The organism is Acinetobacter johnsonii ANC 3681 (genome assembly GCF_000368805.1).
Classification (GTDB): Bacteria; Pseudomonadota; Gammaproteobacteria; order Pseudomonadales; family Moraxellaceae; genus Acinetobacter; species Acinetobacter johnsonii.
Window position 1 is genome coordinate 133,620 of record NZ_KB849707.1, and the last position, 12,601, is coordinate 146,220.

Annotated in this window: 6 protein-coding genes, 2 tRNA genes and 3 rRNA genes; 8 read left to right on the forward strand and 3 right to left on the reverse strand. The window is 45.2% G+C overall.

Features of this window, described 5'->3' with window-relative positions:
* Nucleotides 1-213: 213 nt before the first annotated feature.
* The 3 genes from F946_RS14895 to F946_RS14905 are packed head-to-tail and all read right to left on the reverse strand — an operon-like array spanning nucleotide 214 to nucleotide 3,139.
* Nucleotides 214-783, reverse strand: a complete 570-nt coding sequence (locus tag F946_RS14895; RefSeq protein WP_004984059.1) for an L-threonylcarbamoyladenylate synthase type 1 TsaC — start codon at nucleotides 781-783, stop codon at nucleotides 214-216.
* A 45-nt stretch (nucleotides 784-828) separates the two neighbouring features.
* On the reverse strand, nucleotides 829-1,962 hold the full coding sequence (gene dprA, locus F946_RS14900) for a DNA-processing protein DprA (RefSeq protein WP_004984061.1): 1,134 nt from the start codon (nucleotides 1,960-1,962) through the stop codon (nucleotides 829-831).
* A 22-nt stretch (nucleotides 1,963-1,984) separates the two neighbouring features.
* A complete protein-coding gene (locus F946_RS14905; protein WP_004984064.1) occupies nucleotides 1,985-3,139 on the reverse strand; it encodes a LysM peptidoglycan-binding domain-containing protein in 1,155 nt (384 codons plus the stop codon).
* 120 nt (nucleotides 3,140-3,259) lie between these two features.
* On the opposite strand from F946_RS14905, the gene def reads away from it, so the two are divergent.
* From def to rrf, 8 genes are all read left to right on the forward strand, one after another.
* Nucleotides 3,260-3,793, forward strand: a complete 534-nt coding sequence (gene def, locus F946_RS14910; RefSeq protein WP_004684452.1) for a peptide deformylase — start codon at nucleotides 3,260-3,262, stop codon at nucleotides 3,791-3,793.
* A gap of 89 nt (nucleotides 3,794-3,882) precedes the next feature.
* Nucleotides 3,883-4,320, forward strand: a complete 438-nt coding sequence (locus F946_RS14915; protein WP_004984066.1) for a DUF2946 family protein — start codon at nucleotides 3,883-3,885, stop codon at nucleotides 4,318-4,320.
* Between the two features lie 72 nt (nucleotides 4,321-4,392).
* Entirely contained in the window at nucleotides 4,393-6,450 is a 2,058-nt protein-coding gene (locus F946_RS14920; protein WP_004984068.1) for a TonB-dependent copper receptor, read from the forward strand.
* Nucleotides 6,451-7,164: 714 nt separating this feature from the next.
* Nucleotides 7,165-8,702 (forward strand): 16S ribosomal RNA (locus F946_RS14925).
* A 61-nt stretch (nucleotides 8,703-8,763) separates the two neighbouring features.
* Nucleotides 8,764-8,840: transfer RNA gene (locus tag F946_RS14930), tRNA-Ile, on the forward strand.
* Nucleotides 8,841-8,908: 68 nt separating this feature from the next.
* A tRNA-Ala gene (locus tag F946_RS14935) sits at nucleotides 8,909-8,984 on the forward strand.
* Nucleotides 8,985-9,366: 382 nt separating this feature from the next.
* Nucleotides 9,367-12,260: ribosomal RNA gene (locus F946_RS14940) — 23S ribosomal RNA — on the forward strand.
* A 175-nt stretch (nucleotides 12,261-12,435) separates the two neighbouring features.
* Nucleotides 12,436-12,550, forward strand: a 5S ribosomal RNA gene (rrf, locus tag F946_RS14945).
* Together the 16S, 23S and 5S rRNA genes with 2 tRNA genes alongside form the textbook arrangement of a ribosomal RNA operon.
* Nucleotides 12,551-12,601 lie beyond the last annotated feature (51 nt).

The window sequence follows — 12,601 nt, forward strand, 5'->3', positions numbered from 1 at the left end:
TATAAAAAATCTATTTGTTTAGAAATGCAATTTGCTACATAATACGCGCACTGCAAACTTAGGCCAATGTCAAAACGGGCATTAAGTGTTTGCTCATCAGTTTTCAGACCCTCTGGATGTGATTACACATCCTTTTTTATGCTCAGCCATCCCTATATGGCTGAGCTTTTTTTTATCTATTTTTCATTAAAAATCCTGAGAAATAGCACGCTTTTAGGCACGAATCACTGCTCCAGTTTCGGCATCGAGTATGCGACTCGGTTCTTGGCTCAAGCCTAGGTCACCATTCAGATAATTCACTTGTTGTGCAAAGTAGTGATTGGCATCTTGTAGTGAACGAGCGGGTGGCAATCTAGCAGGGTTGGCACTGGTTGAGACTATGAAGCCTTGAAAGGCATTGCAAAGTGCCACACAAATCGGATGTGTGGTTACCCGTACAGCAACTTTAGGATGATTGCCTTTAATCCATGTCGGAATATGTTCATTTGTAGGTAGCAACCACGTGGTTGCGCGTTCTGATGGACTACGATCACTCCAGCTGTCGATCACTTGTTGACGGATGTGGGGATCTAAATGTTCTAAAAGTGGTTCAACTTGAGCAATTTGCCCAGCCAGTAAAATTACCCCTTTTTCAATCGGGCGTTGCTTAATCTGCAAAATATCTAGAAAGGCTTGTTCGTTATACGGATCACAGCCTAAACCCCATACTGCTTCTGTTGGATATGCTAAAACTTGACCTTGTTTTAAACATTGCGCCGCTTCAGTCACAGAGGTGGTAATCATTACACTTTGTACCTTTTATTGATTCATAAAGGGTTATTGTGAACCTTATTGGCTGGAACGGCAACGCAGATAATTGCCAGCCTGTTGTTGTGCGAGTCCCAAAATCTCCAGTTCCATTAATTGGCTAGTGAGTGTGGCAATGTCGGTGTTGAGTTTGAAATTAAGCTGATCCATATTTTGTCCCACCCAATCCAGTTGATTATAAAGTTCGAGTAAATCAGATGGGATTTCAATACTCGCGTTTGGGGTGATTTCTTGCGACTGGGATTGGCTATGCCATTGCGTGGGGAGTGCCAAGTCTTCAATGATTTGCTCAGGATGATCGACTAAAATCGCCCCTTCTCGGATCAGTTGATGACAGCCTTGATGATGTTCACTGTAAATATGACCCGGAATTGCAAAAATCGTTTTGCCCTGCTCAGCAGCAGACTGGGCTGTGCTAAGAGAGCCACTTTTGAGTGCTGCCTCTGCAACAACGACGCCTAAGCTTAGTCCGCTAACAATACGATTACGCCGTGGAAAATTGCGTTTTAAAGGCGGTGTGTGCGGTAAAAATTCAGTAATGATACAGCCATTATTCTCTAATATTTGCGTACGGAGGGTTTGATGTTGGGAGGGGTAGGTGAGATCTAAGCCCGTGCCCATCACTGCAACGGTGCGTTGATGTTTTAATCCGCCTTGATGTGCGGCAGCATCAATACCTTCAGCCAAACCGCTACTAATATAAAAGCCCTTTTCGGCAAGGTAATAAGCAAAGTCATAAGCCACTTGTTTACCATGCGGACTGGGTTTTCGACTGCCGACGATAGCAACTTGAGGTTGGAGTAGACTTTGTGGATTACCTTGACCAAATAAAATCGGTGGCCGGTCAGAATAAGGAAGCAGCTGCGAGGGATAATGGCTTTCAGTATCCAGCAAAATAAAATCACAACTGGCTTGGACGTCATGCAGTAAAGCTTGCAACTTGGCTTGGCCAGCAGGTGTCTGGATTTCTACGACACGTTGTAGATGGCTTTTGTGTAAGCCGAGATTTGGCCAGATCTGAAGATTGGAGGCAGCGACAGCTTTTGTGCTTGTGCCAAAATGACGCTGTAGTTTTTGAAAGCTTGATAAAGAATGCTGAACTAAATACCACAGGGTGATTGTTGCAATCTGTTCATGTGATAAAGAGTTCAGCATGTGTACACCTTAAGGCCGTGGATTATTCATCGACCACAGAGGGAGAAAGTTTCGCACCCAAGTTCATTGGCAGTTCGCTGTCGAGCACATAAGCATAACTGACACGGTCAAAGGTTTTAAAGACCATGATGTTGCCGATACGCTCCGTTGGAAGGGTCAGTTTTTCATTGGTTTTTGGATCACGAATTTCTTGCCCCTTTTGACTAACCGAGAACACATAACCCGATTGAACGCCGTCCACTGTGCCACGGTCAATGGTTACAACCGAATGCTTCGCAGCTAGACCAATCGAACCTTGAACACGAATCACTTGTCCACCATCAGTCACATCTTGTGCATGTGTTGGGTAGAACAAGGTTGGAAGCATGGCGTCGTATTCAGGCAGCACGCGATAACCACGACGTACTTCAGAATTATACGAGTCTGTAATTTCTAAAGTGGACATGTCATTTTCACCACGAATAGCAATGGCTGAACCAACCTGAGTCAATTCTAGACCTAGATTTTGTTTTTTGCCCTCTGCATCCGTCACAATGTACGGTTCGCCTTCACGGTAAATCGCGTAGCGTTGACCGACTTCAATGCCTTGGCCACGTGCATAAACGGTTTGCCCTTTACCTGCAATCACACGTTCATCGGCAGCACCAACGATATACGGTGTACCTTTCAAAGATTCCTCTGAAAGAATGGTGCTGTGTTCAAGCCAGTTTTTAATGTATTCCAGTGGAATCACAGGAATGGCATTGTTTAAAGACTCAACGCGTGCTTGAGGTTGAAGTTTAGTGCCGCCTGTATAACGACGAATAATTCCATCACAGCCATCACCTTCATCTTTACCAATAATTGGGCGGCCTTCATGAGTACACATCAGTAAGCGGTCACCCGGGAAAATCCAATGCGGATTTTTGACGTGTCTATTGCTGGCCCAAATTTCAGGCCAACGCACAGGATTGTTTAGGAAACGTTTAGAAATATCCCACAGGGTATCGCCTTTTTTCACCACATAAACATTCGGTGCATTGGCTTTTAAAGCAGGTGGATTGTAATTTCGTGTAGGCGCCGCTTGAGCTGTTGAAATCACGCCTGCGCCAACACTTACGCAAACCGCAAGTGCTAACATGTGTTGCTTAAACCCCAAGGCACTAAAAGATGGCATGCCCATAAAAACCTTTTTCATTATCATAATTCCTAAAATTATGTATGTAGTTGCGTTATAATAACGATATTACACACATTTTTTTGATCAAGCATTCCCTTCATTTGGTTTTTTGATCAATGGCATAATTGAGGACGCAGTATGGCCTTATTACCTATTTTAAGTTTTCCTGATCCCCGTCTTCGTACCATTGCAGAACCCGTCGAAGAAGTTACTGATGAAATTCGTCAGCTGGCTGCAGATATGTTTGAAACCATGTATGAAGCGCCAGGCATTGGACTTGCCGCGACACAAGTTGATCGACATATTCAGTTGATTGTCATGGACTTATCTGAACATAAAGATCAACCTTTGGTATTCATTAACCCCAAAGTTACCCCATTGACTGAAGAAACGCAGCCCTATGAAGAAGGCTGCCTATCAGTTCCCCAAATATACGACAAAGTTGAGCGCCCGTCACGCGTAAAGATCGAAGCAATTAACCTTGAAGGTCAAGCATTTGAGATCGAAGCTGACGAACTTCTCGCTGTTTGCATTCAACATGAAATGGATCACTTAAATGGCAAATTGTTCGTCGACTATTTGTCACCACTGAAGCGTCAACGCGCACGTGAAAAAGTGGAAAAATTGACTCGTCAGCGCCAAAAAGACAAAGTGGCTGTGAAACGCGGTTAAGTTTTTTGCTTCAAAATCATCTTTAAAGTGAGCCCAATGTCGATTGGGCTTTGTTATACTGGCCGCGTTCTCAATTCGGATGGAATGGATTGTTTTTTAGAGCTGCGTTGCTACTGTCTTGTGTAGCCGTGTTTTTACAGATTGCTGTTTTTTTACAGCCTTTACTACCGACGCAATATCAAATTGCGCCGGTCTGTGAAACAATTTCGCGTGCGCTTTTACTCAAACCAGTTGAACAACTCAGTTCTCATGCTGAAAAGCATTCCACACATCATCATGAAATGCAGGCTCAGCATGAACTCAGTTCACAACCTGCCGAACACAATCATCATGATGCAAGTCATCAATGCCAATACTGTACGGTATATGGCAATCTCGTGTTGCCGCCTGATTTAGAGTTAAAAGCGGTACTTGACCGTATTCAAGTCCGTTTAATTGCATTCCAAAAAGCCTTTGCGCATGTTTGGTTTGCACTGCAACAACTCTTCTTACTGCCTCAAGGGCGAGCACCTCCATTGTTTGTATAAACCTAGACATATTTTTTTCGGGTCTTAACGGACTCTAGCCTAGTTGTATTTATAGATTCAGTGAGAATAAAAATGGCTCAGCCTACATTCTTTTTACAGCCTCTTGCGGCTGCGATTTCTCTTGCTTGTTTTTCAAGCGTAGTCTTTGCCGCTGAAGCAGACAGTGCGCACATTTTAGCACCTATCGTGGTGACGGCTCAGCAGGGCAATGATGCTCATGGTCTGATTGTACATGCCGACCCTAAACAACCCACGCAGCCAATTCCTGCGGTTGATGGTGCAGCCTATCTACAAAGTATTGTGGGCTTTAACCAAATCAAAAATGGCGGCGCGAATGGCGATGTTACTTTTCGCGGTATGTTTGGTTCGCGGATTAAAATTCTCACAGATGGTACGGAAAATTTAGGTGCATGCCCAAGTCGTATGGATAATCCTGCTTCTTATGTTTCTCCTGAAAGCTACGACAAAATTACGGTCGTAAAAGGACCACAAACTGTTCAGTATGCGCATACGGGTTCAGCCGCAACTGTTATTTTTGAACGTGAACCTGAACAGCTCACTTCGGCGAAACCTTATCGCGGACAAGCCAGTGTCATGCTTGGCTCTTATGGTCGTTTGGATCAGAATGTGGAAGCCGCTGTTGGTGATGAAACAAAATATGCACGTTTAAATGCCAACCGTTCGATTGCAGATAGCTATCAAGATGGAGCGGGCAAGACGGTTCCGTCCGATTGGGAAAAGTGGAATGCAGATCTCGCGCTGGGTTGGACTCCGAATGAGGACACATGGGTAGAGCTGAAAGGTGGGAAGAGTGATGGTGAGGCAGTCTATGCTGGACGTAGTATGGATGGCTCTAAGTTTGCTCGTGAAAGTCTAGGTTTACATGTTGAAAAGAAAAACATTGGCGAGGTGATCAAGAAAGTCGAAGCGGAAGTGGACTATAGCTATAACGATCATGTCATGGATAATTTTCGCTTAAGAACGCCACCGACAACGACCATGACGATGCATGGTATGAAGATGATTGTGCCGAATAAGATGGAAATGGAAGTAACGCGCCGTACTTTGAATGCACGTGCTGCAATGACTTCTGAATGGGACAAAGTTAGCCTAATGACAGGAATAGACTCGCAGCACAATAAGCATGGCGGCAATATGATTATGTATGCTATGCCGAGTATGAACTCTCCCTTTAAAACCAATATGGAATTTGAGTCTTATGGGGCTTTCGGTGAACTGAGTTATGTATTCAATGATCAGCATAAACTGGTGACAGGTGCACGCGTCGATCAAGCGAAGATCGATAACTTAGCAATAGATACAGAGCGTAAAGAAACCTTGCCAAGTGGTTTTATTCGAATTGAAAGTGAACTTGCGGAACATGTTAAAACTTACGCAGGATTAGGTTATGTAGAGCGTGTGCCTGATTATTGGGAATTGTTTAGTACCAAATATCATCAAAGTGCAGGTACGACCTTTGCTGATCTAGAGAATGAAAAAACCGTGCAGTTGGATGCAGGTTATCAATATGAACAGGGTGCATTTAAATCATGGGCTTCGGTTTATGCAGGCTTAATTCAAGATTATATTTTGGTTAAATATGTGGAAACTAAAAACCCAAAAAACCAAAAAGAGGAGTTGAAAGCTTACACGCGTAATGTCGATGCAACCATTGCAGGTGCTGAAGCAGGTGTGGCTTACCAGTTGACGGATCAAATTCAAGCGGACATCAGTGCCATGTATGCATGGGGTGAAAATACGACGGATCACACCGCTTTACCGCAAATTGCACCATTAGAAGGGCGTTTCAATCTACGCTATGTGCAAGAGAAATATAATCTCGGTTTGTTATGGCGTGTGGTGGCAGCACAAGATCGTACCAGCTATCGAGAAGGCAATATCATAGGATACGATTTAGAAGACAGCAAAGGTTTTGGAACTCTGTCTTTAAATGGGACTTATAATATCCAAAAAGATCTAGACCTTTCAGTCGGAATAGATAATGTGCTGAATAAAAACTATGCCGAGCATTTGAATAAACTTGGAAGTTCAGGCTTTGGTTATGCTGCAACAGAACAATTCAACAATATTGGACGTAATTATTGGGCGCGTATCAGTCTGAAGTTCTAAATATATTGTAATGATCGGAAACAGCCATTCTAGAAATAGAATGGCTGTTTTGGGTTCTAAGATAGAAATTGACTGAGAAAACAGCATTGTGAGTGGATATTCACCATAAAAAGTAGAAAGAAACAGCGATTTAAATAAAATATTTAAATATCATTTCGATATATTTTTATTTAAATGAATTAAAACAATATATTAAGTTTAATTTGTGCGAATGTGATGGTGCGGTTTATGGCGCTAGGTCGGAAGTAGGTAAATTTATTAAAAAATATTTTACATAAATAACAGTTACTTATGATTTTATAAGTTTGAAAAATAAACATGCAAAAATATTTATTGAGAAAAGGTGTTGCAAGGGATTAGAAATGCTGTAGAATGCACATCCATCGGCGGTGATGTTGATTAAAACTTGTTGAGAAACAAGGGTTTAGCCCAAGCGGTAGAATCTAAGAGTCTTGAATAAGTTTAAAAATAATTAACAAAACCAGTTGACTTCTTCTTGAAAGAGAGTAGTATAGCCGACCTAGCTTGCTGATGACGAATCAGTAAGAAGATCATTAAGAGATTATGAAGAACAACTTGTGTGGATTTTTACTGATTGATCGATCGAAAATATTTCATTGATTGAATGGTAAAAATTACTCGAAGTTTATTTGAGAAATATTTGTCAGAAAATTGATGAGCCAAGATTTGTAGCCATAAGCTACTAATGATTTTTAACTGAAGAGTTTGATCATGGCTCAGATTGAACGCTGGCGGCAGGCTTAACACATGCAAGTCGAGCGGGGAGATGTAGCTTGCTACATTTCCTAGCGGCGGACGGGTGAGTAATGCTTAGGAATCTGCCTATTAGTGGGGGACAACATTCCGAAAGGAATGCTAATACCGCATACGCCCTACGGGGGAAAGCAGGGGATCTTCGGACCTTGCGCTAATAGATGAGCCTAAGTCAGATTAGCTAGTTGGTGGGGTAAAGGCCTACCAAGGCGACGATCTGTAGCGGGTCTGAGAGGATGATCCGCCACACTGGGACTGAGACACGGCCCAGACTCCTACGGGAGGCAGCAGTGGGGAATATTGGACAATGGGCGAAAGCCTGATCCAGCCATGCCGCGTGTGTGAAGAAGGCCTTTTGGTTGTAAAGCACTTTAAGCGAGGAGGAGGCTACCGAGATTAATACTCTTGGATAGTGGACGTTACTCGCAGAATAAGCACCGGCTAACTCTGTGCCAGCAGCCGCGGTAATACAGAGGGTGCGAGCGTTAATCGGATTTACTGGGCGTAAAGCGTGCGTAGGCGGCTTTTTAAGTCGGATGTGAAATCCCTGAGCTTAACTTAGGAATTGCATTCGATACTGGGAAGCTAGAGTATGGGAGAGGATGGTAGAATTCCAGGTGTAGCGGTGAAATGCGTAGAGATCTGGAGGAATACCGATGGCGAAGGCAGCCATCTGGCCTAATACTGACGCTGAGGTACGAAAGCATGGGGAGCAAACAGGATTAGATACCCTGGTAGTCCATGCCGTAAACGATGTCTACTAGCCGTTGGGGCCTTTGAGGCTTTAGTGGCGCAGCTAACGCGATAAGTAGACCGCCTGGGGAGTACGGTCGCAAGACTAAAACTCAAATGAATTGACGGGGGCCCGCACAAGCGGTGGAGCATGTGGTTTAATTCGATGCAACGCGAAGAACCTTACCTGGTCTTGACATAGTAAGAACTTTCCAGAGATGGATTGGTGCCTTCGGGAACTTACATACAGGTGCTGCATGGCTGTCGTCAGCTCGTGTCGTGAGATGTTGGGTTAAGTCCCGCAACGAGCGCAACCCTTTTCCTTATTTGCCAGCGGGTTAAGCCGGGAACTTTAAGGATACTGCCAGTGACAAACTGGAGGAAGGCGGGGACGACGTCAAGTCATCATGGCCCTTACGACCAGGGCTACACACGTGCTACAATGGTCGGTACAAAGGGTTGCTACCTAGCGATAGGATGCTAATCTCAAAAAGCCGATCGTAGTCCGGATTGGAGTCTGCAACTCGACTCCATGAAGTCGGAATCGCTAGTAATCGCGGATCAGAATGCCGCGGTGAATACGTTCCCGGGCCTTGTACACACCGCCCGTCACACCATGGGAATTTGTTGCACCAGAAGTAGGTAGTCTAACCGCAAGGAGGACGCTTACCACGGTGTGGCCGATGACTGGGGTGAAGTCGTAACAAGGTAGCCGTAGGGGAACCTGCGGCTGGATCACCTCCTTAACGAAAGATTGACGATTGGTAAGAATCCACAACAAGTTGTTCTTCATGACGATGTATCTGAGGGTCTGTAGCTCAGTTGGTTAGAGCACACGCTTGATAAGCGTGGGGTCACAAGTTCAAGTCTTGTCAGACCCACCAAATCTGACTAACAAGCATTATTAAATGCTGAATACAGAAAAGCAGAGACATTGACTTATTGATAAGCTGGGGACTTAGCTTAGTTGGTAGAGCGCCTGCTTTGCACGCAGGAGGTCAGGAGTTCGACTCTCCTAGTCTCCACCAAATTTCAAGACAAGAAAAGCATGCTTTTCCTTGAAATTTAAGCAAGAAGCTATGCTTCGCGCAGATAGGTTGGATTACAGAAATTAGTAAGTAGATAACTTATTAACTTCTGTGATTTATCACAGTTTCCTGACCTGACGAAGGCTGGAAAAATCATTAACAGAATATATTTGAGTTGAAATAATTTGTTCATACTCGTTTTAGTTAACTTAACAAGCAATTGTTAACGTTGAATGAAATGAGTTACTAGCGAAATTAACTGAATCAAGCGTTTTGGTATGTGAATTGAATTGAAGCTGTACGGTGCTTAAGTGCACAGTACTTCAAACTGTAATGTTGAACGTTCTCACTTGTAGGAACGATCGACTGTTTGGGGTTGTATAGTCAAGTAATTAAGTGCATGTGGTGGATGCCTTGGCAGTCAGAGGCGATGAAAGACGTAATAGCCTGCGATAAGCTCCGGGGAGGCGGCAAATATCCTGTGATCCGGAGATTTCTGAATGGGGAAACCCACCTGTCATAAGGCAGGTATCGTATGATGAATACATAGTCATACGAGGCGAACGAGGGGAAGTGAAACATCTCAGTACCCTTAGGAAAAGAAATCAATTGAGATTCCCTCAGTAGCGGCGAGCGAACGGGGAAAAGCCCATTAAGTCATATAAGTTCTAGTGGAATGCTCTGGGAAGTGCAACCATAGTGGGTGATAGTCCTGTACACGAAAGGGCTTATATGATGATGTCGAGTAGGGCGGGGCACGTGAAACCTTGTCTGAATATGGGGGGACCATCCTCCAAGGCTAAATACTCCTGACTGACCGATAGTGAACCAGTACCGTGAGGGAAAGGCGAAAAGAACCCCTGTGAGGGGAGTGAAATAGATCCTGAAACCGCATGCATACAAGCAGTGGGAGCCGACTTGTTCGGTGACTGCGTACCTTTTGTATAATGGGTCAGCGACTTACATTCAGTAGCAAGGTTAACCGCATAGGGGAGCCGTAGAGAAATCGAGTCTTAATAGGGCGTTTAGTTGCTGGGTGTAGACCCGAAACCGGGTGATCTATCCATGAGCAGGTTGAAGGTTGGGTAACACTAACTGGAGGACCGAACCCACTGTCGTTGAAAAGCCAGGGGATGACTTGTGGATAGGGGTGAAAGGCTAATCAAACTCGGTGATAGCTGGTTCTCCCCGAAAGCTATTTAGGTAGCGCCTCGGACGAATACCATTGGGGGTAGAGCACTGTTTCGGCTAGGGGGTCATCCCGACTTACCAAACCGATGCAAACTCCGAATACCAATGAGTACTATCCGGGAGACAGACTGCGGGTGCTAACGTCCGTAGTCAAGAGGAAAACAATCCAGACCGCCAGCTAAGGCCCCAAAATTATAGTTAAGTGGGAAACGATGTGGGAAGGCATAGACAGCTAGGAGGTTGGCTTAGAAGCAGCCACCCTTTAAAGAAAGCGTAATAGCTCACTAGTCGAGTCGGCCTGCGCGGAAGATGTAACGGGGCTAAAACTATATGCCGAAGCTGCGGATTTGCAATTTATTGCAAGTGGTAGGGGAGCGTTCTGTAAGCCGATGAAGGTGTATTGAGAAGTATGCTGGAGGTATCAGAAGTGCGAATGCTGACGTGAGTAACGACAATGCGAGTGAAAAACTCGCACGCTGAAAGACCAAGGGTTCCAGTCCAACGTTAATCGGGGCTGGGTGAGTCGACCCCTAAGGCGAGGCCGAGAGGCGTAGTCGATGGGAAATTGGTTAATATTCCAATACTTCTATGTAATGCGATGAGAGGACGGAGAAGGTTAAGTCAGCCTGGCGTTGGTTGTCCAGGTGGAAGGTTGTAGGCATGTATCTTAGGCAAATCCGGGGTACTCTATGCTGAGAACTGATAGCAAGCTGTACTTGTACAGTGAAGTGGCTGATACCATGCTTCCAGGAAAAGTCTCTAAGCTTCAGTTACATAGGAATCGTACCCGAAACCGACACAGGTGGTCAGGTCGAGTAGACCAAAGCGCTTGAGAGAACTCTGCTGAAGGAACTAGGCAAAATGGTACCGTAACTTCGGGAGAAGGTACGCTGCCGACGGTGATAGGATTTACTCCTTGAGCTATTGGCAGCCACAGAAACCAGGCCCCTGCAACTGTTTATTAAAAACATAGCACTCTGCAAACACGAAAGTGGACGTATAGGGTGTGATGCCTGCCCGGTGCTGGAAGGTTAATTGATGGGGTTAGCGTAAGCGAAGCTCTTGATCGAAGCCCCAGTAAACGGCGGCCGTAACTATAACGGTCCTAAGGTAGCGAAATTCCTTGTCGGGTAAGTTCCGACCTGCACGAATGGCATAATGATGGGGGCGCTGTCTCCAGCAGAGACTCAGTGAAATCGAATTCGCCGTGAAGATGCGGTGTACCCGCGGCTAGACGGAAAGACCCCGTGAACCTTTACTGCAGCTTGACATTGAACTTTGATCTTACTTGTGTAGGATAGGTGGGAGGCTTTGAAACCGAGACGCTAGTTTCGGTGGAGCCAATCTTGAAATACCACCCTGGTAATATTGAGGTTCTAACTCTGTCCCGTTATCCGGGACGAGGACCATGTCTGGTGGGTAGTTTGACTGGGGCGGTCTCCTCCTAAAGAGTAACGGAGGAGTACGAAGGTGCGCTCAGCGTGGTCGGAAATCACGCGTAGAGTATAAAGGCAAAAGCGCGCTTAACTGCGAGACCCACAAGTCGAGCAGGTACGAAAGTAGGTCTTAGTGATCCGGTGGTTCTGTATGGAAGGGCCATCGCTCAACGGATAAAAGGTACTCTGGGGATAACAGGCTGATACCGCCCAAGAGTTCATATCGACGGCGGTGTTTGGCACCTCGATGTCGGCTCATCTCATCCTGGGGCTGAAGCAGGTCCCAAGGGTATGGCTGTTCGCCATTTAAAGAGGTACGCGAGCTGGGTTTAGAACGTCGTGAGACAGTTCGGTCCCTATCTACCGTGGGCGTTGGAAATTTGAGAGGATCTGCTCCTAGTACGAGAGGACCAGAGTGGACGAACCTCTGGTGTACCGGTTGTGACGCCAGTCGCATCGCCGGGTAGCTATGTTCGGAAGGGATAACCGCTGAAAGCATCTAAGCGGGAAGCCTACCTCAAGATAAGATTTCCCTAGGACTTTATGTCCTCTAAAGAGCCGTTGAAGACTACGACGTTGATAGGTTGGATGTGGAAGCATAGTGATATGTGAAGCTGACCAATACTAATTGCTCGTGAGGCTTGACTATACAACACCCAAACAGTTGGTGTTGTGGTTCAAATCACTGCAAACAACTTGATTTAGTTATAAAGCTAGATACAATATCCAACTCAAATATACCTGTTAATAACTCATTTGATGAAAGTTAGGCACGAAGAGCACTGCTCTGAGGTTAGACCCAACGAATAGTCATAAACAGTTGTGCTGGCGACAATAGCAAGAGTGAACCACCTGATCCCTTCCCGAACTCAGAAGTGAAACCTCTTAGCGCTGATGGTAGTGTGGAGTTATCCATGTGAGAGTAAGTCATCGCCAGCTCATTAATTCAAATCCCCCTCCGCTAATCGCAGAGGGGGATTTTTTTATGCA

Bases quoted from the DNA above. Each gene is read 5' to 3' on its own strand.
- F946_RS14895 (WP_004984059.1), bottom strand. From the start codon at position 783: ATGATTACCACCTCTGTGACTGAAGCGGCGCAATGTTTAAAACAAGGT.
- dprA (WP_004984061.1), bottom strand. From the start codon at position 1,962: ATGCTGAACTCTTTATCACATGAACAGATTGCAACAATCACCCTGTGG.
- F946_RS14905 (WP_004984064.1), bottom strand. From the start codon at position 3,139: ATGAAAAAGGTTTTTATGGGCATGCCATCTTTTAGTGCCTTGGGGTTT.
- def (WP_004684452.1), top strand. From the start codon at position 3,260: ATGGCCTTATTACCTATTTTAAGTTTTCCTGATCCCCGTCTTCGTACC.
- F946_RS14920 (WP_004984068.1), top strand. From the start codon at position 4,393: ATGGCTCAGCCTACATTCTTTTTACAGCCTCTTGCGGCTGCGATTTCT.